Consider the following 24,271-nt stretch of genomic DNA (forward strand, 5'->3'; position numbering starts at 1 on the left):
GTTATTCTCCTTTTAAAAATTGTAGCTGGATAGCCGATTGGTTTAAGTGATCTACGGCTGTGATGTACGATAGTTTATTTTGTATGGCTGAAGAAATATTCTGGATATACTCTACATAACCTATTTCGCCCAGATCGAATGAGACCTGTGTAATCCGCAATTGTTCATCTGCCTGTTTGAGTCCGGCAGCCTGATAATAAGTTATTGCCTGCCTGAAGTTTTGATATTGCTGTAACTCCTGCTCATATTTCAGACGTACCAGCGACTGACTTTGCTCAAAATTTGTCTGCGCAATTTTCCCTGCCAGTTGTTCCCCTTTTATGCGTGACTTATTTGCCTGGGTAAACACTGGTATAGCTAATCCGACTTGTATACCTGCGATTCTTGTTCCGGGAAAATAGCCGCGGTTTGTGCCTGCAGGATTGAAGGAGTTGATGACGAGCTGCTGGCTATAACCTACAACGAAATCAGGCATGCCTTTTGATTTTTCTACTTTTACACGAGCATTGGCAACGGTAACATGTTGAAGTTCATATTTCAGCTGGCTGTTTTCTGCGAGGGCGATTGTATCATCTGCCGCAGTAATCAGGAGTGGTAAGTGGTTTTCAGCAAAGACCACCCGTTCCTTTGTGTTTAACAGCTGTTGCAGGACAAGTTCGTGGCTTCTTAATTCTGCCTGTGCCGCCAACCTGGCTAACTGAATCTCCTGATATTTATTCCTTGCGCTCATCAATTCCAGATTGGAAGTTTCTCCGGATTTAAAACGGACTTCAGACTTTTTGATAAAGCTCGTATAAAGGCTATCCTGGTAATTCAGCAGGCGCAAAATTTCCCTTTGAGCTAAGCAACCGAAATAAGCCTGTCTGACACTCCTGGTGATTTCTGTTCTTAACTGATTACCTGCAAGTTTGCTCAGGTTTGTCTGCTGAATGAGCAGTTTCTTTTGATTTTTATATAAACCGGGCCATGCAAAACTCTGTGTTACGCCCACTGCGTTATCCATATTTCCGCCACTTGTAGGGTCTTGTGTTAACATGAGCTCTGTTTTAGGAATATCCAAAGCCGACTTTTGAAGTAGGCGTGATTGTGAGATGGTCAATTCGGAAGACCGCAGCTGTAAATTATTTTTCAGGCTCAAGGCAATTATACTGTCCAGCGTAAGTCCTTTATCCTGCGCACTGACTGGAGTTGCCAGTCCTAAGCCTATTATCATCAATAGGATCAGGACAGCTTTAGGTGTTTGCTTATCCGAATTTTTCTGACCATTCACTCTTTCCCTGCCATTAAATAAGATGTATAAACAAGGCAGAACAAATAATGTGAGAATGGTTGCCGTAAGTAATCCGCCAATCACTACCGTAGCTAATGGGCGCTGTACCTCCGCACCTGCGCTGGATGATAAAGCCATTGGCAGAAAACCAAAAGAAGCCACCGCTGCGGTCATCAATACCGGCCTTAAGCGTAATCTGGTTCCATGCAGCACGCGCTGATAAACATCATCCATCCCTTCTTCTTTCAGCTGGTTGAACTGGCCGATGAGCACAATGCCATTTAATACGGCCACACCAAACAGCGCGATAAAACCGACACCGGCAGAAATGCTAAAAGGCATGTCTCTCAACAGCAAGGCCGCTATCCCACCCATGGCAGCCAATGGTACAGCTGTAAATATCAGCATACTCTGCTTGAAGGATCTGAAAGTCACAAAAAGCAAAGTAAGGATAAACAGTAATGCAGCCGGCACTGCAATCATCAGCTTTTGTTTTGCTGCCTGCAGGTTCTGGAACTGACCGCCGTAAGTAAGATAATACCCTGACGGTAACTTAATGTGCGCATCAACCAGCTGCTGAATCTCTTCCACTGTTCTTTCCACATCCCGGCCCTTGATATTGAAACCTACAAAAATTCTTCTTTTACCATCTTCGCGAGACACCTGGGCGGGTGCATCTTTAAAGGAGATATCCGCTACCTGGCTTAAAGGGACTTTATTGCCGGATGATAAAGGAATGAGCAGGTTTTGCACATCGGAGATGTTTTGTCTCAATGCTGATTGTAACCGCACTACCATATCAAAGCGTTTTTCTCCTTCAAATACTACCCCGGCCACATTTCCTGCAAATGCGGTGCGTAAAATCATATTGATGGCACTAATATTTAGTCCGTATTGCGCCATCTTGTCGCGGTTATAATTTACGGTGATCTGGGGTAAACCACTTACCTTCTCTACATAAGGCTCCGTAAGGCCTGCCACAGGGGTGATTAATCTGGCGATTTTATCAGCTTCCAGCGCAAGCACATCGAGGTCATCGCCGTAGATCTTAATGGCAACATCCTGCCTGATTCCTGTCATCAGTTCATTAAAGCGCATTTGCATCGGCTGCGTAACCTCTACGTTAATTCCGGGAATGACCGATAGTGTTTCTTCCATCTTCTCCATCATTTCTTCACGTGTAGCTGCAGAAGTCCATTCCTCTTTAGGTTTCATGGCCAGCATCATATCCCCGCGTTCCATAGGCATGGGATCTGTGGGGATTTCGGAACTGCCAATACGTGTTACCGCCTGTTTCAATTCCGGAAATTTTGCTTTCAGCAATTGCTCTGCTTTGCCGAAAGTTTTCACTACTTCAGATAAAGAAGTCCCCTGCATCATCGCAATTTCTACTGTCAGATCTCCCTCTTCCAGGGTGGGGATAAACTCACCACCCATGCGGTTAAAGGCCCATAACGACAGACCAAAGAGTAGAAACGTAACGATCACTATGCTTTTTTTACTGCGCAGTACCTTCACCAGCACACGCTGATAATGTTGTTGAAGAAAACTGATCAGGCGGTCTGAGATCGTTGTCTGATGTACCGTGTTTTTGCTTAATATCAAAGCACTCATCATCGGTACGTAAGTAAGTGATAAAATAAAGGCACCCAGAATGGCAAAAACTACGGTCTCTGCCATTGGCCTGAACATCTTTCCTTCAATGCCTACCAGCGCGAAAAGCGGCAGGTAAACCACCAGGATAATGATCTCGCCAAAAGCTGCACTGCTTCTGATTTTAGATGCTGCAGTATATACTTCTGTATCCATCTCTGCCTGCGATAACCTGGGTTTATCCGGAAACAGTTTGCTCTCCGTCAGCCGGAAAACGATAGCTTCAACGATAATTACTGCACCGTCTACTATCAATCCGAAATCTATTGCACCCAAACTCATCAGATTGCCCGATACGCCAAATAAGCGCATCATCGCAAAAGCAAAAAGCATCGCTAAAGGAATCACGGAAGCAACCACTAAACCTGCGCGCAGATTACCGAGTAAAAGAACCAATACCAGTACGACAATCAAGGCCCCTTCCAGCAGGTTAGTTTTTACAGTGCCAATTGCGCGACCCACCAGTTCCGTCCTGTCAATAAAAGGTTCAATCACCACTCCCTCGGGCAATGATTTCCGGATTTGTACAATCCGCTCCTTTACATTTCTGATCACCTGGTTAAAGTTCTCTCCTTTTAACATCAGGGTAACTCCGGCAACTACTTCGCCTTCGCCATTTCTGGTGACTGCCCCATAGCGGGTTGCGCTGCCAAACTGTACTTTCGCAATATCACGGATGAGTACCGGGGATTCCCCATTTGTTTTGACTACAATTTTACCGATATCTTCCAGTGATTGTACCTGTCCGAGTCCCCTGATAAAATATACATTACTCTGTTGTTCTATATAAGAGCCCCCGGTATTTTCGTTATTCCGTTCGAGCGCCTCATAAACATCAGGAATTGTTAATCCTAACGAATTCAGCTGGTCATTGTCCAGCGCAATCTCATACTGTTTCACATATCCGCCCCATCCGCTTACTTCTGCTACTCCGGGTGTACCTGCAAGTTGGGTTCGGACGAGCCAGTCCTGCAACGTACGCAGATCAGTAGCGGTGTATTTTTTCTCAAACCCTTTTTTTGTATGCAGTACATACTGGTAAATTTCTCCGAGGCCGGTGGTAATTGGTGCCAGCAGCGGTTCTGTTAATCCTTTAGGAATATTGTTTTCCGCTTCTTTCAATTGTTCGTTTACCTGCTGTCTTGCCCAGTAGATATCAGTGTCATCTTTAAAAACAAGTGTAATCACAGAAATACCTGAACGGGATATTGATCTTTTTTCCAGAATGTCGGGAATATTCGCCATTGAAAGTTCTATGGGAGCTGTGATAAACTGCTCCACTTCCTGCGCGCCTAAACTTGGTGCCTGCGATATAATCTGCACCTGGTTATTTGTAATATCAGGTTGTGCATCCACCGGCAGGTGATATGCAGCGTAGATGCCCCAGAGAATCAATCCCATAGTCATCAACCCGATAGTTATTTTGTTCCTGATAGAGAACGCTATAATCTTATCAAACATAAATGTATGTGTATTCAGTAATCAGCGTTACTGATGCGGTAAATAAAATGGTTTACAACTTTTAGCAAAAAGCTGTTAAGAACAAATTAAGACCACTGTGGGGGCTGCCATATAGGAAGGCTGAGATCCAGATAACTCCGCTGAATATAGGGAATAGCGGTTCTGCTATATTCGGTAAAGGGTACTGAATTGAGATACATCATCTTTACAATCGATGAATTTGCGCAGCAGGAGCAATGGCAAAATGGAGAGCAGGTATCTGTAAAAGGGTGATCATGACTGGTGTCTGAATGCTGCTGTAAGGTAGTAATGTTTTGATCTGCTGTTTCCGGCATATCAGCACAGGGCACCAAATTAAGTACCAGCACTACAATTACACAAATCAATGAAAGAAGTCTCATGTTTCCTTTTATCCCTGCAAATATATTTTTTTTAACTTATTGATCTGTATGTTTTTCGCAATATTGATTTTAAATTTTATGCTGTGCCTTTATAGACAGGTAACTGTTTACAACGTTTACAGTCAATTTATCAGGAGAGGTGAGTATAGCTAGTATTCCATTTTTTGCCAGCTCCCTGACCATTATCTTTTTCTCGTAAGCGAATTTCTCTGCAATAGTTTTAATATAGATACCCTCTACATCTTTCGCAGGATCCTCAGATAAAGCTTTTAATGCTGTATTCTCAAAAAAGACAATCAGTAAGAGGTGAAACCTGTTCATCCTCTTTAAGTAGGGGAGCTGACGCTGGAGAGCCGACATGGTTTCAAAGTTGGTGAAAAAGATAACGAGACTACGTTGTTTTAACACTTTGCGTATGGTGAGGTGAAGTGCTTCCATATTGACTTCCAGGTATCGGGTCTTTTCTTTGTACAGCACTTCCATAATCTTCCCAAGGTGTGCCGGCCTTCTTTCTGCCATCACAACGCTGCCAGTTTTTTCGGCAATGGTGATCAGCCCGGCTTTATCCTCTTTTACAAGAGCAATATTGGAGAGTACCAGGCTGGCATTTATGGCATAATCCAATAAACTTAAGCCGTCAAAAGGCATTTTCATGACTCTCGATTTATCAATTACACAGTAAACATGCTGCGCCTTTTCATCTGTATAAGAATTGACCATCAGATTTCCTTTACGTGCTGTGGCCTTCCAGTTGACTAACCTGTAATCATCACCCTGTACATAATCTTTCAGCTGATCAAATTCCATACTCTGTCCGATACGCCTGATTTTCTTGATCCCCATATCACTTAGCCTGTTCGATATAGCCATCAATTCGTATTTGCGCAGTTGCAGGAATGATGGGTAGACGGGTACGGTAGACCCCGCACCGAAATTAAACCTTCTTACAATCAGTCCAAGTGGTGAGGATACATAAAGTCTGACTAATCCAAAGCTATATTCACCCCTTTTTACCGGCCGTAATTGATAAGTGATAGTCTTTTGCTCACCAGGTTTCAGATTGCTTTTAAACCAGATATCCCTTTTTTGAAACTGAAAGGGTATTTCATCTATAATCCCAAGGCTGACCCCAAATCCATAAAAATTCTCTACATAAATATTTACTGCGTTGTCATCTCCATTGCTTAGCCGTTCGGGTAATACCCTCCTTAGAAAAACGCCTTTGCTGGTATTGAAAAGTAACACCAGGTCAACCACAATCAACAATATCAATACCCAGAAACAGATATAAGACAGGTCACTCAGCCAATTCAGAAAAAAGGAGCATAAAAATAAACTTACACAGGTTCCTATCCCTGCAAAAAGCCTTTTGCCAAGAAAAAGGTCTGTATAATATTTTTTAATCAGCTGTTTCAATCGTATGTTATTTTATCTGGGTATCTCTATTTTCTGTATGATCTGTTTGATCATATCTGAGGTAGTCAAACCTTCCATCTCCTTGTCGGGCGTCAGCATAATCCTATGAGCAAGTACAGGTGTTGCTACCTTGATGATATCTTCCGGTGTAACAAAATCACGTCCCTCCATTGCTGCAATTGCTTTCGAACTGTTAATGATGGCAAGGGAAGCACGGGGTGAGGCACCAAGGTAGACAGATTTGTTGTTCCTGGTCTCATGTACAATTTTTGCGGCATATGCTATGAGTTTAGGTTCCACATGCAAGGCTTTAATAATGGTTCTGCAGGTTTTGATCTGTTCAATGCTCAGCACAGCTTTAACTTCTTTCAGCTCATTGTCCAGTTTTTGCTGGTGCTGGTTAGTCAAAATCATAATCTCTTCTTCCAGGGAAGGATATTTAATCTCAATCTTAAACAGGAAACGGTCTAACTGTGCTTCAGGTAAACGGTAAGTACCCTCATGTTCAATTGGATTTTGGGTAGCTAAAACCATAAAAGGTTCTTCCATGAGATAAGTATGGCCGTCCACAGTTACCTGACGCTCTTCCATCACCTCAAAGAGCGCTGACTGCGTTTTTGCGGGCGCCCTGTTGATCTCATCAATCAGAATGATATGTCCGAATACAGGTCCCTTTCTATATTCAAATGCAGCAGTTCTGGGATCGAAAACGGAAGTCCCGAGCACATCCGAAGGCATCAAATCTGGTGTAAACTGGATCCTTGAAAATGACGCAGCTATACTTTTTGCGAGAAGTTTGGCACTTAATGTTTTTGCTACTCCCGGTACGCCTTCCAGCAGCATATGACCGTCAGCCAGTAAACCAGCAATAAGGAAATTAATCGTTTCCTGCTGTCCAACAATGATGTTACCTAATGTCTGCCTGATTTCTGCTACTGCAGCATTCAGTGCTGTAAGATCTGTTCTTTGGTTAAATATTTCAGCTTCCATAATTTATCGGGCTTGTCTGTAAAATTTCTCAATTAGTTTATTTAGTTCAATCAGTTGCTGGTCATTCACCTTTGTCAGAGGAGTGATTTCAGCAATTACCTGGAATAGCTTCCTGACCACTTCTTCTTCAGCGCCAGACTTAATGATTAGGTTATCCGTTAGTTCCGTATTAAGAACTGCGGTCTTTATCCGGTAAATGCTACGGATATGTTCCAGCAGGTAGCTGATTTTTTTCTGCACAATATCCCGGTTGTCGCGTTGCTGGTAATATACCTTCCCAATAACTTTTACAAAATCTACCGATGAATTTTTTAAGGGACTTACTACAGGGATAATTCTTTGTCTGCGCTTCATCTGAAATAAGACAAAAATCAGTAGTCCCATAACTGTCAGGGTATAGGCCCAGGTCAGCTGTGTATTTTCGAAAATAAAGCGGAGGACATTATCGCTCTTTGTTACAGTTCCTTTAGTACCATATTCATCCCAGATCAGTGTGCTGCCGGATGGTAAATAGGATAGTGCTCTGGCTGCATACTCAGCACCTCCCGGACTCAGCAGGGAGAAATTTGTGAGCAGCTGCGGATTAGGCAGAATGTAGATAGCGCCTTTGCCAGAGGCATATTTTATGAAATTGGGATTTCCATCGGCATTAGTACCCAGCACAGTCACCTTAGTGGTATCCAGTTTGCTGAAATATTGCTGCGCTATACCTTTATTAAAACGGTAAGCTGTGGGCGACTTCAATAGAGAATTGACAAAGTTTACTGGTGTATTGATCTCATCCATCATATTACCGGCTGTTTTGACATCCATATGAAGTGAATCTCTCAGTAAATCGGAAAAATCATAAGCGGCAAGAAAAGCAGAATTACCATCATTAACAAAGCGGATCAGCTCTTTATAATCTACCTCATCCAGTTTAATACTATTGCCCGCAATCAGGTAACTGGTATTGTGCAGACTTTTATTTTTTAATGTATTGTAGACCGGTAATCTTGATAGTTTTATGTCCGCGTCAGGGAAGATATCTGCCCTTTGCTGGTATAACAGGTACAAGCCAAAAGGAATCTTGTCTTCTTTTGCATAAGTGGGCGACCAGTCCGTAGGTTGTGGTTTATAGTATTGAGCTGTTACATACAGGATCAGTGCTACAGCACTGCAGATAATATAAATTTTAAATCCTTTCATAGCTCTCTCCCGTTAAAGACGTCAAAATTCTTTTTTACCAGGTTAAAACGCTCCTGATCGATGATAAATTCACCATACCAGATATATTCAAACTGCTGCGTAAGCGTCTGAAAGGATTTTCTCTTTTCAACATCAGTTATTTCCATTAAATAGGCCTGGTTCGTTTTTTCTGGCTGCCAGCTGATCATGTTTTTGTCAGATAACCTTTTTAAGGTGCTTAAGTAACATAGTCTTACGGCGAGCCTGTAATTGCCAGCCAGGATGGCCGTAGACAACTCATCGTTAAAATTAATCTCATGGATATTTTCTGCCGCCTCACTATAGGGCACCGCAACAGGCGCTGATTTTCCGGAAAAAAGTTTAAAATCAAGTCCGATGATCTTGAAGATTGCAAAAATGACTATTCCCACAAACAGGCCAATCACGATATACTGCAGAATAGTTCCTGAGTATTTTTGTTTAAATGCCGATTGTAAACCCTCCCGGAACCAACGCCAGAATCTGCTCCAGGATCTGCTCCACCAGGATTCACTCTCCGGTAGATTATCCTGGTAAATAAAGGCCCTTTCTGTGCTGTAGTTCTTTAATTGCTCCGCATCGAATTTACGTACAGATACTTTTCCTGTATCATATTTCAGCACCTTTTCCGGCACGGATGCAGAAAAAACAGTGCCGCTCATACAGGTCATGGTCAGCATTGCAAAAATGATGAAAGCAAAGATTCTGTTCATTTAATATTCTTCTTTACCTGTCTGGAATTCCTGCTTTTCGCCCAATTGATCTATTCTGCTCATTAGTCCGGTATTATCGAGTCTTTCTGCAAGGTTAAAATAGCACAGTGAAACTCCGATAACGGGAATAATCAATAACACCTGGCAGAGGTACTGAATAGTGGTAGAAATAATGATGACCAATGTTGATATTTCTTTAGATTTGGAAGTCAGGCCACTCACCACCGTTAGAATAATTCCCGGCAGTGAAGCGAAAGAAGTTGTAGCATAAGTGATTACCCAGATAATAATTATAGTTCCTGCAGTGATCCACCACTGATCTTTCAGTAACCTGAAGGAGCGTCCAAAAGAATAACCAAATGAGCCATTCTCTATCATCATTACAGGGAAAAACAGGGACATTGCTGGGAAAATATAGAAGAAAGGAATCATACAAAATACAAAACCAATTAACAGGAGCAGACTGATGATGATACTGCTGATCAGTGCCCTGAAATAATAATATTTAAAATATCCCCAGACCTGTTCCACGGTGGGCGCCACATTACCTTTTTCCACATAGAGTGCTACAAAGCTGAATATGGAAACATTGATAGCAGTAAAGTTGGCCATAGAGAAAATGACAACCAGCAGGTACTGGTAAGAAAACATTGACCTGAATATTTCCATTCCCTGTATCGAACCAGAGGTCTTCAGTATTTTCTGAATCCCAATCTGCTGCATGATTGCAGTGATCAGTGTAGCAAGGACAAAAAATCCGCAGAGATAAAAATATACTTTTAAAAGAGGTTTGAAATTCTGTTTAATGAACGTAAATGTATCATTGATAACTTCTCCGAATTCCCTGATTTTTTTAAATTCGAGTCTGGTCTGTGTCTTCATGTATTTGATTGCGTTTTGAGAGTTTAGCGGGATATAATACAACGTACCATATCACAAAAGTAAATGATGAGGCTAAAATTGACGCACTAAGCCAAACGGGCATTTCTGTATGCCGGGTGATAAAACTTTCCAGAAAAGCTGCGGCTAGTATGATGGGGATGATTCCCAAAGCGATTTTGGTGCCATCTTTAGCGCTTGTTTTGAAAGCCTCCAGGCGTGTATAAGTTCTGGGGAATAACAGTCCATTGCCCATCACCAGGCCGGCAGCACCAGCAATGATAATAGCCGATATTTCCAATGTACCATGGATCCATATGACCAGTACAGATTCTACTCCTAAGTCCTTACTGAAAAAGAAATATTCAAACGAGCCTATCATTATAGCATTTTTTACCAGAATGATTATAGATCCGAGTGATACGAATATACCGCATAAAAATGTAACCAGGGCTACATAGGTATTGTTGGCAGCTATCTGGAAGAACATGGATACCTCTCCCTGCTTTTTGTAGACACCAAAAGGGTCACCCTTGGCTATATTTTCTAAGGTCATGTTTACATACCTGTCGCCCAGAATCAGTCTCAAAAAGGTGTCGTCATATTTCGCAGATAGTGCACCGACCAGAGCGGCTGTGATGAAAAACAGAAGTGCATACAGCAGCTGCCTCCGGTAGGTGTAAAACAGCAATGGCAACTCTGCTTTCCAAAAGTTGAAGAAGCGATTTGACTCTTCCTTTTTATTCTTGTAAATGGATTGATGCAGTACTGAGGCCAGACCGTTCAGGTAAGCCGTGGTTTTGGATTCAGGGTAGAAGGTTTTTGCATGAGAAAGGTCATTCGTAATATCAATAAACCGCTCTGCAAGCTCGTCAGGATTGTTCGTCTGCAGTTGTTCATAGGCTTTCCATTTCCCGGAATTCTGCTTCACAAACAATGCTTCTCTCATCATAATCTATCAGTTCTGATTTTTCTGTAAAATACAGACAAAAATCAATTTTACAACAATAAATTAAATATCAGTATTATATTTGAGCTGAATGGAAACAATAAAAGTAAATACCAGTCAGCATGTGGATATAGATTATCCCGTTGCCGGTCTGGGAGAAAGAATTGCCGCCAGGCTGATAGATCTCGCGTTTTTTACCGGAGGCTTAATTTTACTTGTGATGCTGATGATGATTCCGGGTTTGCGCGGAAATGACCTGATCACAGGTACTCTGTTTGTTATTTACGGGGCTATTTATGTTTTTTACAACCTGCTATGTGAAATTTTGATGAACGGACAGAGTGCCGGGAAAAGGATCATGAAAATTAAGGTGATCAGTATTGACGGGGGACAGGCAAGTTTAGGTCAGTATTGTATTCGCTGGTTATTCCGACTGGTAGACTTTGTGCTTACCGGACAGGTAGGAGGGCTGATATGCGTTGCCGTTTCTGAAAATAAGCAGCGGATTGGAGATATTGTTGCTGGCACAACAGTGATTAAAACGATTCCCCGTACGGGTTTGGAGCATATTGCCTTTCAACCTGTAGAGGAAGATTACGAACCTGTTTACCCTAACGCAGGTCAGCTTGCTGACAGGGATATAGAACTGATCAATGAAGTGTTACACACTTATTATAAAACCGGAAATGCAGATATTATTTTCAGAACAGCAGCTAAAATTGCGCCGATTCTGGCTGTTAAATTGCCCGAGCAATATGATCAGCTTGACTTCTTAAATATAATTATCAAGGATTACAACCATATTACTTCTGTAGCAGAATAAGATGCAGGGGGTTTAAATGAAAAAGCCTCTCAGTAAATACTGAAAGGCTTTTGGTGGGAAATGAGGGGTTCGAACCCCCGACCCCCTCGGTGTAAACGAGGTGCTCTGAACCAGCTGAGCTAATTTCCCTAAGGTTCCTGCCATTTTTATTTAGCATGGCTGCTATTTCAAATAAAAACCCCTCAATGGTAGCTGAAGGGCTTATTTGGTGGGAAATGAGGGGTTCGAACCCCCGACCCCCTCGGTGTAAACGAGGTGCTCTGAACCAGCTGAGCTAATTTCCCTTTGGTTTTTTCCCTTCAACAATTTTGCTTTTTAACAAGCGCTGGTCGTTGTTGGGAGTGCAAATATACACCTCTAAATTAAAACTCCAAAAAAAATGCAATCTTTTTTAAGATAACACATCTTCAAGAACCTGGTGGGATTTAATTTCTCCAAAAGAAGCTGTGTGTAAAGTGTAGTAAACGAGTATCTTATCTAAGATGAGTCTACGGGTAACATTGTCAATTTTTATTTCAGATAATTTTTCAAATGGCGTAGTGAATAATGAAATAAAGAGTATTGCCGCAGTTTTTTCTATAAAAAAGGGATGTAGAGGAGGTAAAGATTTGAATTCACCCTCCTGCAAATCGAAATAACTCGAGTCACTTTTAGTCTCCATACTTGGTGCAAATCCCAGAAAACGGGAAAGTTTTAATAAAAAAGCCAGGTGGAAGTTGGAGTTCGACTCATCCGATTCGTCAAACCACGAGATTGCATTGAAAATATAATCGAATATATTCTCATCCGCATTTTGCTGACGAATACTTTTGTACAATACTTCATTTAAAAAGATGATCATCGTACTCTTTAATATATCGTAGGGAATAGTCCGGAATACCGGCGACGGCCTTAATTCTGAAATACGCTGAATACTGGAATTCGGTTTATGGTATACCACCATATCAACCAGATGCAAAGACTGCAGCATATTCATCCTGATTTTTGCTTTAGGCTTTTTAACACCATTGATCATATAGGATTGAATTCCGAATTTATCAGTAAAAATCTGTACAACCACACTGCTCTCGCTGTATAGCGTAGTTTTTAAAACGATACCACGGGTTTTGTGCAACATGGTCAGATCAATTTTGGGATAAAAATGATGGCACCTGTTACCACAGCAATTGCAGCAGCAATTAACACTGCGCCCGCTGCAATGTCTTTTACTTTACCTGCCTGCGGATTAAAAGCGGGAGAAACCAGATCTACCAATAATTCTATTGCAGTATTTACCAATTCGGTTACCAGGACCAATCCAATTGCCAATACAATCCATAACCATTCACTGATAGTCAGCTTTAAAAACCATCCTGAAAGGCTTACCACTGCAATGGCAAGCAGGTGAATCTTAAAATTCAACTGTGTTTTTGTTGTATAAGCGATCCCGGATAATGCATATCCGAAACTTTTTATTAATCTTCGCATATTATTTATGGATGCTTCAAATAGGAATACCGAAGCTAATATCCGGTTTTAATACCTGATCCCATCAATTATTTTACCTTATCAACACAATTAATCGTTGAGTAAACAGTTTATTTGCTTAATCGATTTACAGATACGAACATAAATTCAGCTACTTAATTAGAACATGGAAATTCCTACTCCCGCTAAAAAAAGCAACTCCGTTATCCCTCTTGTTACAATGACACTCCTCTTCTTCATGTGGGGTTTTATCACCTGCATGAATGACATCCTGATTCCGCATTTAAAAGAAATGTTCAGTCTGTCGAATCTGCAGTCTATGCTTGTTCAGTTTGCCTTTTTCGGGGCTTATTTTATAGGTTCTCTCATCTATTTTCTGATCTCTTATTATAAAGGAGATCCTATTAACAAAGTGGGATATAAAAAAGGAATTATAGCAGGCGTACTGCTTTCCGCAGTTGGTTGCTGTTTGTTTTATCCGGCAGCGAGTTTATCCGTTTACGGAGTTTTCCTTGGTGCATTATTTGTTTTAGGACTCGGTTTTACGATCCTGCAAATTACAGCTAATGCTTATGTAACCCTGCTGGGTTCAGAAGAAAGTGCTTCAAGCCGTTTGAACTTAACCCAGGCTTTTAATTCGTTTGGTACGACCATCGCCCCTGTACTGGGCGGACATTTGATTTTTACCCTATTCTCTGATCATGGAAAGGTAACAGCAGATTCAACGCGTATTCCTTACCTTATTTTCGCAGGTATACTTGTGCTGCTGGCTATCATTATCAGCAGGGTAAAACTACCTTCTTTCAGTTCTGAAGAGTCTGAGGAAAGAGGTCTTGGCGCATTAAAGTTCCCGCAATTAAGGATGGGGATTTTGGGTATCTTCTGTTATGTTGGTGCTGAAGTTGGCATCGGAAGTTTGCTGATTGGTTTTATGGCACAAAAAGATATTATGAACCTGCCGGAGGTGATCAGCAAAAATTACCTGGCATTATACTGGGGAGGTGCAATGATCGGCAGATTCCTTGGGGCTATTTCATTGAGCAACCTGGCACAGGCAAAAAAACTCATCTATATGGTGCTTGCAGCTGCTGCAGTTTATCTGCTGGTATTTAGTATTGTTGACCTTACCTTTGCCCAGACCAGCTTCTTCATCATCTTCATTGTCTTAAATATTATTGCTTTTGTAATTGGTAAATCTGCCCCGGCACGTACGCTGGTTCTTTTTGCTGGTGTAAATATTGCGCTTTTGCTGGTATCTGTATACAGTAAGGGAAGCATGGCACTGTACCCGATTTTAGGCATAGGTTTATTCAATTCAATTATGTTCTCCAATATTTATACACTGGCTATTTCCGGTTTAGGAAAGTACGTGAGTCAGGGTTCTTCATTGCTGGTTATGGCAATTCTGGGTGGTGCCTTGTTGCCATTAATACAAGGAGGTATCGCAGATTCGTTTGGTATCCAGAACTCTTTCTTCTTACCGGTAGTGTGTTATCTTTACATACTAATTTTTGGACTATATTGTATGAAACGTATTCAGGTAGATGTAGACAAGCCAGTCAGGGCTAATCATTAACAGCCGACTCCTAAAACAGCAACACCCCGGACAATTACTTGCCCGGGGTGTTGCTGTTTTAAGACCATGTCTTTTCTGTCATTTACCAGAAATGACAATTTCAAAAAACTTTACAAACGGACATGCTGTTGTATATATGTTTTAACATTTAATTACGACATCATGAAAAGTTTAGAAAATAAAGTAGCAATTGTAACCGGTGCAAGTTCAGGAATCGGGGAAGCAATAGCAATTACATTTGCAGCAGCAGGGGCTAAAGTTGTTGTATCTGATATCAATGAAGAAGGTGGAAATAAAGTTGTCGAGGCAATAAAAAGCAAAGGTGGTGACGCTTTTTTTATCAGGGCAGATACCTCCGGTGCGGAAGAAAATGAAAAACTGGTTGCAGAGACAATAAAACATTATGGCAGTTTATCCATTGCAGTAAATAATGCGGGTGTAGGTGGCCCGGCAGCACTGACCGGAGAGTATCCTATAGATGCATGGGATAAAGTAATCGCTGTTAATCTGTCAGGCGTATTCTATGGCTTACGTTATCAGGTTCCTGCTATCCTGGCTAACGGGGGAGGTAGTATTATCAATATGGCTTCCGTATTAGGACAGGTTGGTACTAAGTTTTCACCCGCCTATGTCGCTGCTAAACATGGTGTAGTGGGTTTAACTAAAGCTGCGGCACTGGAATATGCAGATCAAAAAGTAAGAATCAATTCGGTAGGTCCCGGTTATATTAAAACACCGCTGTTAACCCAGCACCTGAGTCAGGAACAAATGGATGACCTCGTATCCAAACACCCGGCAGGTCGTTTAGGCGAATCACAGGAAATAGCAGAACTGGTACTTTGGCTGGCATCAGACAAAGCTTCTTTTGTAACCGGAACCTATTACGCTGCTGATGGCGGCTTCCTCGCACAATAGTAGCTTAATTGTATCTTAATGCAATTATCTCCATAAATATAGGATTAACGCTTACCTTTGGGCAAGCGTTAATTTATGTCTGTTGAAAAACAAATCCTCCATCCAAGAAATCTACACCGTTCAAGGTATGATTTTCCGCAATTAATTCAAGATTGCCCGCAGCTCAAATCTTTTGTGTCTGTTAATCCTTATGGTGATGAATCAATAGATTTTTCCAATCCTGAGGCTGTCAAAACACTGAACAAGGCACTGCTGATCCATTTTTATAAAATTGAACACTGGGATATCCCCGAAAACTACCTTTGTCCGCCTATTCCTGGCAGGGCAGATTACATTCACTATCTGGCAGATTTGCTGGCGTCAGTAAATGGAGATGTGATTCCTAAGGGAAATGCTGTAAAAGTACTCGATATCGGTGTTGGTGCAAATTGTGTCTATCCAATCATTGGGCATCAGGAATATGGCTGGACCTTCGTGGGTGCTGATATCGACAAACGGGCAGTCAGCAGCGCAACCAACATTGCAGCAGTGAACCCTGCTCTGGCACCTCATTTAACTTTCCGTTTGCAAAATTCTACCTTCCATATCTTCAAGGGTATTGTTAAGCCAGGGGAGTTATTTGACCTGACTATTTGTAATCCGCCATTTCATTCCTCTGCCGAAGAAGCACAGGCAGGAAGCCAGCGTAAAGTTAAGAACCTTGGCAAACAAAAAGGCAAGGCGTTTGTACTCAATTTCGGGGGACAACATGCTGAATTATGGTGTAAAGGCGGAGAGGTCGCATTTATCCGTAATATGATAGAAGAAAGTGCGCTTATCAGTGCTCAATGCTGCTGGTTTACAACTTTAGTTGCTAAGAGTGCACATCTTTCTGAGGTATATTACACTCTGGAAAGAGCCGGTGCTACAGATATAAGAACGGTAGAAATGGCACAGGGACAAAAACAAAGTCGTTTTGTGGCATGGACATTCTTGTCTGCAGATGAACAATCAGAATGGGGTAAAAAGCGCTGGAAGAATCTTTAATTTTAAAGGAATATATTAACTTTAAACCCATGATCTACAAACCCACATATCAGGCAGCGCGAATTATTGCTCCACAAGTTGAAGCAATTTTTGCCAGTCATCTTGATGCTGCCAAAGAAAGTGGAGAGGAAGATCTGGCACCATTGCCTTCTGCCTTTGTGGTGGAAGCAATTATAGATGCTACTTTCTGGGCGAGTTTAAGGAAAGAAGAAGGACACTCGCCTAAAATCTCACTTGCTTTTCTGCCTCCGCAGCAAGCTGGTAACCCGTTGATTTTTAAACAGCGCCTGCCGCTCACGCCGACCGTGTTAACAAAGATTGCCCCGGGAGTTGAGCGGGCCGGGATCCATATTGGTGTGTGGGAAGAAGAAGGTGAATTGTATTTATGGGGCACTACCACCAGTATTCCAAATTTCTGTTTTGTGCTGGACGTTTCTGAGCCTGCATTACTGGTGATTAAACACAGAAGGATTTATGGTTTTGGTAAGTTCACTAATATTGCTGTATTGAAAGGTGATCAGATCAAGATTGTAGATGTAAATAGTGCAAGACTTCCTGATAGTCCGCCTATGTTACTGTCACTACTGGATTTAACGGCCCCATCTTATTGGAACGATACAGTGAATGTTTTGATTCAGCTCGCTGTATCCATGCGTTCACATCAGCGCGGCGGTACTTTGCTGGTCGTGCCAACTGGTACCAACAGCTGGTTACAGTCGATTATCAAACCAATTCAATACGGTATCCAGCCTGCATTCTGTGGTCTTTCTAACCTGTTGAGGCAGGATAGAAAAGAAGCTAGTCAGATATTCTGGCAAACCGCATTAAAACGTGAAGTTGAACATCTGGCCGGACTCACTGCTGTTGATGGTGCAACTATTATTAGTGACGAGTATGAACTGCTTGCTTTTGGTGCAAAGATAGGCCGCGCGAAAGGTAAGGATCTGATCGAAGAATTATCTTTTGTGGAACCAATAGCTGGTGGCGGTGCCGTAGTTATGCATCCTGCTAAAGTGGGTGGAACGCGACATCTTTCTGCTGCGCAGTTTGTACATGATCAGAATGGCGCAATTGCATTGGTGGCTTCTCAGGATGGTCATTTTACCATCTATACCTGGTCGCCGACCCAAGGCAGGGTTCAGGCACACCGCATAGATACATTATTATTATAAAACTAAAGGCATAAAAAAAAGCGCCTGTTTATCAAACGCTTCAAAAATTAATATATTATTTAAGCTCTTATGTGCTTCGGGTTTAGGAGAAAATAATGGCTCCTGCTATTACACCTATGAAAAGTACTATCATAACTATACGATCGATATTAATCCACTGTTTTTTAGTAAGTGGTTGATCTTGTTTCACACGCTCTTGCCTTGCAAAAGTTGAAATAGTGGGATTCAGTTTAATTACCATAGGGGAATGTTTTTAAAGGTATATTTATCTCAATACAAACTATGCGCCAAAATAGAGCTGCAGCTTTAAAATTTTAATAATTGTTTCTTTAGTCCGACAAATCTATGGTTGAATTACCATTGGTGCTCATTGTTAATGTTTTAACATCCAATTCCTGTTCAGGATTGTACTATTTTGTCAACGTTTTGGAAACAGTTTGAGGACAATTAGCAATCTGATATTTTGCAAATAACATGCGCAGTAACGGGTAATAAGCATATGAACCCGCTATTGTTATTCGGATCCTTACATCCCGATTTTCCATTTTTTTATATCCTTCAGTCTGCTATTTTATTTTTTAATATAAATTATATATACTGATAATCAGCTGTTTGTGTAGTATATACAGTTTTATATAGTACTATGTATTGCATAATACTATATAAAACACATATCTTTGAATGATGATAGCAGAAAATACACAAACGCAAATGCGAAAGGGCATACTGGAATATTGTGTGCTCCTGATTATATCAAGAGGAGAAATTTACGCTTCTGATATAATTGCTGAGTTAAAAGCAGCAAAATTACTTGTAGTTGAGGGTACGCTTTATCCCTTGCTGACCAGGTTAAAAAATAATGGTCTGTTGAGTTACAACTGGGTAGAATCTACATCAGGACCGCCCCGTAAATACTACACCTTAACACCAGAGGGAACGGCGATGCTGGGACAACTGGATGTAACCTGGCTGGAGTTATCTTTTGCGATAGCACAGTCAAAAAACCAAACCAATCCATAAACACATCATGATCTCACAGCCACAAAGCGTAATTAAAAGATCGTGGCAACTTCCTAACCGATAAAAAATACTTACTGATGAAAAGAACTTTAAACATAAATATAGGCAACTCTATCATTCATATTGAAGAAGATGCCTGCGAACTGCTCACCAATTATCTGGTTGAGGTTAAACAGCATTTTGGCAAGAGTGCAGATGATTTCGAAATTGTAGCTGATATTGAAAACCGCATTGCTGAGATGTTTACCGAGATATTGAATACACAGCAAAAGCAGGTAATCGAATTAGAGGATGTTCAGGTGGTTACCGGATTAATGGGTTCGGTGAAAGACTTCGAAGAACAGGATGAAGAACCTGAGACTGGAAGTGGCCATGCGCAGCACCAGCAATTTGCAGAACGCAGAATCTACCGGGATAGGGATGAGGCAATGGTAGCGGGAGTTTGTTCCGGATTAAGTCACTATCTGAAAATAGATGTGAGCATATTGAGAGTACTGGCCGTATTAAGTGTTTTTCTGGGAGGATCTGGCCTGATTGCTTATTTAATTCTCTGGGTATCTATCCCTAAAGCTAGTACCAGAGCTGAAAAGATGGCGATGAAAGGAGAGGCAATTAACCTGCAGGGCTTTAAAAGGAATTTTGAAGAGGAGCTATTGGTGTTAAAAGGCAATCTTAAAAATGCCGGCGATCACCTGGAGCCATTAGTGACCCGTTCTGGTAGTTTTATAGCTGAATTTTTTGAAGTGCTTGGCACTTTTTTACAAGGTACAGGAAAAGTAATATTTAAATTCATAGCAATTGTGATCGTTATTGTAGGCTCTCTCTTGTTACTGTCGGCTTTTATTACCATTGCCGCTATATTGGGCATCTGGGATGCAAATGCAAATCAGCTATTCCCATTTAATATCATCGATGCCTCCTACTTTACCACCGTAGCCTTCGCCGTATTTATTGTTATTGTTATTCCGATACTTGCACTGGTGCTCTTTTCTGTACAGGTCGCCTTTAACACGCGTCCATTAAATAAGATGATTGCTTTTGGTATGCTGATCGTTTGGATTGGTGGTGTTTCTGTAGGAATATTTTACGCAGCCAAGATCAGTGCTGAATTTAAGGAGGAAGCAGAATTTACACAGGCTGTACCTTTAAAACCTTATCCTGTATATACGCTGACAATGGATAAGTCGAAATTTTTCACGAAAGAAGACAGTCTGAAATATCAGCTCAATTCTAAGGATTACAATGGCAGGGTCATCATCAATGACCATGACAGACCATTTAAACTGCCAAGAAACGTCTATATCAAAATCGAGAGGAGTGAGAACAATGCAGTTTCACTAACAGAAAGTTACCGTTCAGAAGGTAAAACCTTTGAAATTGCGCTCAACAATGCAAAAAATATGCACTACGACTTCACTCAACAGGATTCAGTCCTAAAGTTCAGTCCTGAGATCTATCTGAAGAAAAATGCGAACTGGAGAAATCAACGGATAGAATTGCTGCTGAAAATACCCGTGGGAATGAAAATCAATATTGATAAGGAGCTTGACCGTTTAATGAGAGATAACTCACTTTGGGATTGTGATGAAGATGGGGAGTACAATGAAATGTATAAAGGTATAATGACCAGTGATGGTCTGCAATGCCAGAATAAACTGTAATAAAAAAACCGGCAATCAAATTGCCGGTTTTTTTATTTAATAGTATATTGTTTATTTAACAGTATATCGATAGATATAACGGCCAACGTTACCGTTAATGTCAACGCCCTCAATTACCGCCCTGTAAGTTCCTTTCCCATCTGCATTGAAGAATTCCAGTGTAGTATCAGCTGTAGGGCTGGTTACGATTTTAGGATTCCAGTAAACGGTTGTTCTTAAATCGTTACCGGTATATGAACTGGTTTGCGTCAGGTATTTAGGCGCATAAAATTCTTTGACTTTAGTATACCCTTTCGGCGTAAATTTAAGCATGTTGCTTTGCGGCATCATTTTCTTTAATTCGGCCAGGCTGATGTTCGATTTCTCTACCTTTTTGGTATTGATCACAATCACCCCTTTACAGTTATAAGTTCTGAACACCAGGCCAAGCTGATCCTGAAGAAATATCTCTACAGATTCAACATCTTTTGGATTCACACTATTCACTGATATCGGGTCTACAGCATTTCCATTAATAAATATCTGGGCAGGTGTGGATTTATCGCCCTGCATATAATCTCTTGTAATGTAAAATGCCGCATTGGTTTCATCATAGGTCATACCTGTGGCCATTGTTTTAAGGCACATCAGCAGATCGTTACATGAACTGAAACGGTCGCCGTTAAGCTGATGCTCCGGGATCATACTTAAACCCGAGAGCGCACTATGGTCTGCATGACTTGGTTTTTTAACTGGTGCACCGGTAATTTTTACCTCTTTCAGCGTACGCAGATTACTGTATTGTTTTTTACTGTTATCCAGATAAGCAGATAAAGTGCTGTCGATATTTACCACCTCGCTCGCAATATTCGGGTTATTGCCGATTTCAGGAAAAGGAGAACTGTCCAGCATGATCATCATATTACTGCCGGCTGCATTATATTTAGCATTGATGAGTAATTCCGCACCATCTTCGAATACCAGGTTAGGAAAGGCGAAAAGGCCTGAATTTGTGGTTAATGTTTCAGCAGATAATGTTCTGCCCGGACTGGTTAATCTTAAGGCACCTTTTCTGACAGGCATTCCTGTTCTGTCTCTTAGTGTTCCTGTTACCGTAATCCCCTGCTCAGGAACATAACTAATCGCCGGCATTTTATTATTGAGAATCTCTTTATAGGAGAAGCGGCGGTATCCTTGCGTAAGCATCAAAATGTCCAGCTCAGCCAGTTTTTTATCGTCAGTTTTTACAAAGTAATAATTGGGACGTTCTACATAACCCTGAAGGTCGGAAGTTAGTAATAAGGCACTCTGTATAGTTATTTCTGTCGTTTCATCTACAGGAACTTTCTGTTGATCCGTTACACTTAAAGAGAAATTACCAACAAGACGTTGTGTAGAATCTTTAGCAGAAAAAGTCATCCGTACTTTCTGCCTTGGTTTATAAACAGGTAAATCTGATTTCAGCGCCAGTTTCATAGCCGAATTGTGCATTACAAATACAATACGCTCGCTGATTGGTTCACCCGTGGCAGAAAATAGCGTCAGCTGGATAATACCCGCAGGAAGTTTATCCGTAGAAATTTTTGCTGCCGTTACTTGTGTTGCCAGTTTGGATTGCGCAGCATAATAAACCCTTCCTCCGTTTTGTGCCACGATATAAAGTCCCTTTCCCTGATTTTGCTGGAAATAGGTATCATTAGCTACAATTTTAAAATTGACCATACCAGCTGTAGCTGTTGATGCCTGTATCGCCAAACCTGCATCGGTTGCTTTAGGCAGCTCGATGGTCTTTTTAGTACCGTCCTTAAAGGTGACGTTAGCTTTATAAGTTTTGGTACCTTCAGCATTCAGGTAAAACGACCCCATCCCAAGGTGGGCAGACTTAAAAGTAGTTACCTGGTTGCCGTCACTATCTGTAATTGTACCGCTTGACTCTATACCCAGTCCATCGGGTTTGATGGCTTTAAAAGCCATTTGTATCGGAATCCCTTTTACGAGCTCTCCACCTTCGGGGAAAAACTGGATGTCATTGCTGCCTGCTTTTACTTTGAGGACAAAAGATGACGCAAGTAGTTCCTGGTTACCGGTGTTCAGTTCTGTGATCAGATTCCCTTTGGTTATAAATTCATTCTTGCGTGGTGTGATGCTGATTTTAAGTATTCCGTTTGCGTCAGTAGTACCTTTACCTTTGCTCACCACATCATAGTTAGAGGTTACGCTCCAACTGACCTGTTTATTGGCCATCGCAATCTTATCCATGTTCTTAAACTGGATCTGTGCCTCTATGGTCTGACTTTTATCGGTCTGTATATTATTATAGCTGAGATGAGTGATCAGTTTTTTATCAATCGCTTCACCTATCGGAATTGTTTTGGTAAAGAAGTAATCAGGGTTGGAATTGAACATCCATACCGTGTAAGCTCTTACATAATAATTCCCCTGTTTAAAGTTAACCATGTCGAGATCCAGGCTGCCGTAAGCTACGCTATTGGTTACTGGTAGCTTCAATGATTTGACCAATGAATCCTGGTCATTCATTACGTCTACATAAACCACTTTACTCAATGGTGAAGGCACATTCTGCTCAAAAGTCAGGTAGGCTTTAAAAAACATCGTATCAGCCACACTATAATAAGGTTTGTCAAAATGCACATATACCTTTTCTGCCGGATATTGATCTGCGATGATTTTTGATTTTCCAAGAATATTACTCAGGATTGAGCTGTCTTGCTGGGCAGATGCACTTATATTTATAGAGAAAAAGAGTATAAACAGTGCAAATGATAATTTTAAATAGTTCATGAATGTCTAATAAAACGCAATTAATGTTGCTAATATATTCATTTATGAACTCAGCTTCTCTATCTTATTGAAGCTTTAACATATTTTGACATTTCTGTTCAATTATTATGTTATTAAAACAGATGATACAAAAAAGGTGGTCTTTTCAAACCACCCTTTTCCTTTTATCTTCTGAACTTAGTGAAATTCAATCGCGAATTCATCAGTAGCAGTACGCACTTTTTTAAGATTAACTAACCAATCATTGTTTGCATCTCTGTATCCTAATGGTAATATGGTCACGCTTCTTAGTCCTCTTTGTGACAAACCTAACAAAGCATCCAGTTCATCTGCATTAAAACCTTCCATCGGTGTAGCATCAACTTTCAGGAAGGCGGCTTCTGCGATGGCCATTCCAAAACCGATATAAGCCTGTCTTGCTGCATGGTTGAAGTTAACTTCACTTGTTTTGGCAGTATAGTTCGCCGTCAGCTGAACTTCATAATCAGACGGACCTTCATCCGGAAGACCGCGTTCTTCAGCTGCATGTGCAAATACTCCACGGATTCTTTCTTCTGTATAGTTATCCCATGCTGCAAAAATAAGCAGGTGAGAGGAATCAGTGATCTGAGTCTGACCGAAAGCAATAGGCTGGATTTTAGCCTTTAATTCTGGATTCGTAATCACAATAATTCTGAAAGGCTGAAGGCCAGAAGAAGTAGGTGCCAGACGCGCAGCTTCTATGATCTGGTTCACTTTATCTTGTGTTACCTTTTCTCCGTTCATTTTTTTTGTAGCATATCGCCACTTCAACACATCTATCAAGCTCATGATTTTATTTTTAAATTTTAAGGGGCTGATTTACTGTTATAACTTTTATTAATTAACAGTGTTAGCAAAGGTATGTATGTTA

19 protein-coding genes and 2 tRNA genes are annotated in these 24,271 nt (G+C 41.1%); 7 read left to right on the top strand and 14 right to left on the bottom strand.

The features are described 5' to 3' along the window. Position 1 precedes the first annotated feature (1 nt). The 8 genes from OQX62_RS02455 to OQX62_RS02490 form a co-directional block, all read right to left on the bottom strand. The gene (locus OQX62_RS02455; protein ID WP_265829812.1) at positions 2–4,384 is read right to left on the bottom strand and encodes a CusA/CzcA family heavy metal efflux RND transporter; all 4,383 of its coding nucleotides are present in this window, start codon (positions 4,382–4,384) and stop codon (positions 2–4) included. 86 nt (positions 4,385–4,470) lie between these two features. Continuing rightward, positions 4,471–4,785, bottom strand: a complete 315-nt coding sequence (locus tag OQX62_RS02460; protein ID WP_265829814.1) for a DUF6660 family protein — start codon at positions 4,783–4,785, stop codon at positions 4,471–4,473. Between the two features lie 69 nt (positions 4,786–4,854). Continuing rightward, positions 4,855–6,201: a DUF58 domain-containing protein gene (locus OQX62_RS02465; protein WP_265829815.1), complete on the bottom strand. Its 1,347-nt coding sequence runs from the start codon at positions 6,199–6,201 to the stop codon at positions 4,855–4,857. 12 nt (positions 6,202–6,213) lie between these two features. Further along, positions 6,214–7,191 (bottom strand): AAA family ATPase, encoded by a 978-nt coding sequence (locus OQX62_RS02470; protein WP_265829816.1) that lies wholly within the window; start codon positions 7,189–7,191, stop codon positions 6,214–6,216. A gap of 3 nt (positions 7,192–7,194) precedes the next feature. Next, the gene (locus tag OQX62_RS02475) at positions 7,195–8,379 is read right to left on the bottom strand and encodes a DUF4350 domain-containing protein (RefSeq protein ID WP_265829818.1); all 1,185 of its coding nucleotides are present in this window, start codon (positions 8,377–8,379) and stop codon (positions 7,195–7,197) included. Then, on the bottom strand, positions 8,376–9,110 hold the full coding sequence (locus OQX62_RS02480) for a DUF4129 domain-containing protein (protein WP_265829820.1): 735 nt from the start codon (positions 9,108–9,110) through the stop codon (positions 8,376–8,378). The genes OQX62_RS02475 and OQX62_RS02480 overlap by 4 nt, the downstream gene beginning before the upstream one ends. Further along, positions 9,111–9,992: a hypothetical protein gene (locus tag OQX62_RS02485; RefSeq protein ID WP_265829822.1), complete on the bottom strand. Its 882-nt coding sequence runs from the start codon at positions 9,990–9,992 to the stop codon at positions 9,111–9,113. It lies immediately after the preceding gene. Further along, complete coding sequence (locus tag OQX62_RS02490; RefSeq protein ID WP_322973672.1) at positions 9,964–10,941, bottom strand: stage II sporulation protein M; 978 nt, start codon at positions 10,939–10,941, stop codon at positions 9,964–9,966. Before OQX62_RS02490 ends, OQX62_RS02485 begins: the two co-directional genes overlap by 29 nt. An 88-nt stretch (positions 10,942–11,029) precedes the next feature. Here OQX62_RS02490 and OQX62_RS02495 point away from each other — a divergent pair, with 88 nt between their 5' ends. After that, positions 11,030–11,761, top strand: coding sequence for an RDD family protein (locus tag OQX62_RS02495; RefSeq protein WP_265829824.1), 732 nt, complete (start codon positions 11,030–11,032; stop codon positions 11,759–11,761). A gap of 51 nt (positions 11,762–11,812) precedes the next feature. Here OQX62_RS02495 and OQX62_RS02500 read toward each other — a convergent pair. The 4 genes from OQX62_RS02500 to OQX62_RS02515 form a co-directional block, all read right to left on the bottom strand. Further along, positions 11,813–11,890, bottom strand: a tRNA-Val gene (locus tag OQX62_RS02500). 77 nt (positions 11,891–11,967) lie between these two features. After that, positions 11,968–12,045: transfer RNA gene (locus OQX62_RS02505), tRNA-Val, on the bottom strand. Positions 12,046–12,152: 107 nt separating this feature from the next. Beyond that, a complete protein-coding gene (gene recO / locus OQX62_RS02510; protein WP_265829826.1) occupies positions 12,153–12,878 on the bottom strand; it encodes a DNA repair protein RecO in 726 nt (241 codons plus the stop codon). Between the two features lie 2 nt (positions 12,879–12,880). Beyond that, the gene (locus OQX62_RS02515; protein ID WP_265829827.1) at positions 12,881–13,228 is read right to left on the bottom strand and encodes a diacylglycerol kinase family protein; all 348 of its coding nucleotides are present in this window, start codon (positions 13,226–13,228) and stop codon (positions 12,881–12,883) included. Between the two features lie 166 nt (positions 13,229–13,394). Here OQX62_RS02515 and OQX62_RS02520 point away from each other — a divergent pair, with 166 nt between their 5' ends. The 6 genes from OQX62_RS02520 to OQX62_RS02545 all read left to right on the top strand — a co-directional run bounded on the left by OQX62_RS02520 (position 13,395) and on the right by OQX62_RS02545 (position 20,598). Further along, positions 13,395–14,804, top strand: a complete 1,410-nt coding sequence (locus OQX62_RS02520) for a sugar MFS transporter (RefSeq protein WP_265829829.1) — start codon at positions 13,395–13,397, stop codon at positions 14,802–14,804. A 162-nt stretch (positions 14,805–14,966) separates the two neighbouring features. Continuing rightward, entirely contained in the window at positions 14,967–15,719 is a 753-nt protein-coding gene (locus OQX62_RS02525; protein ID WP_265829831.1) for an SDR family NAD(P)-dependent oxidoreductase, read from the top strand. 75 nt (positions 15,720–15,794) lie between these two features. Then, positions 15,795–16,745, top strand: a complete 951-nt coding sequence (rlmF, locus tag OQX62_RS02530; protein ID WP_265829832.1) for a 23S rRNA (adenine(1618)-N(6))-methyltransferase RlmF — start codon at positions 15,795–15,797, stop codon at positions 16,743–16,745. 29 nt (positions 16,746–16,774) lie between these two features. Continuing rightward, complete coding sequence (locus OQX62_RS02535; RefSeq protein ID WP_265829834.1) at positions 16,775–17,917, top strand: putative sensor domain DACNV-containing protein; 1,143 nt, start codon at positions 16,775–16,777, stop codon at positions 17,915–17,917. Between the two features lie 684 nt (positions 17,918–18,601). Further along, positions 18,602–18,937, top strand: coding sequence for a PadR family transcriptional regulator (locus OQX62_RS02540; RefSeq protein ID WP_265830153.1), 336 nt, complete (start codon positions 18,602–18,604; stop codon positions 18,935–18,937). A 77-nt stretch (positions 18,938–19,014) separates the two neighbouring features. Next, positions 19,015–20,598: a PspC domain-containing protein gene (locus tag OQX62_RS02545; RefSeq protein WP_265829836.1), complete on the top strand. Its 1,584-nt coding sequence runs from the start codon at positions 19,015–19,017 to the stop codon at positions 20,596–20,598. Positions 20,599–20,649: 51 nt separating this feature from the next. On the opposite strand, the gene OQX62_RS02550 is transcribed toward OQX62_RS02545, so the two are convergent. Both OQX62_RS02550 and OQX62_RS02555 read right to left on the bottom strand, forming a co-directional pair. Further along, positions 20,650–23,379, bottom strand: a complete 2,730-nt coding sequence (locus OQX62_RS02550; RefSeq protein ID WP_265829838.1) for a carboxypeptidase regulatory-like domain-containing protein — start codon at positions 23,377–23,379, stop codon at positions 20,650–20,652. A 177-nt stretch (positions 23,380–23,556) separates the two neighbouring features. Then, a complete protein-coding gene (locus OQX62_RS02555; RefSeq protein WP_265829840.1) occupies positions 23,557–24,189 on the bottom strand; it encodes an NAD(P)H-dependent oxidoreductase in 633 nt (210 codons plus the stop codon). Positions 24,190–24,271 lie beyond the last annotated feature (82 nt).

Source organism: Pedobacter sp. MR2016-24, assembly GCF_026239655.1.
GTDB lineage: Bacteria > Bacteroidota > Bacteroidia > Sphingobacteriales > Sphingobacteriaceae > Pedobacter.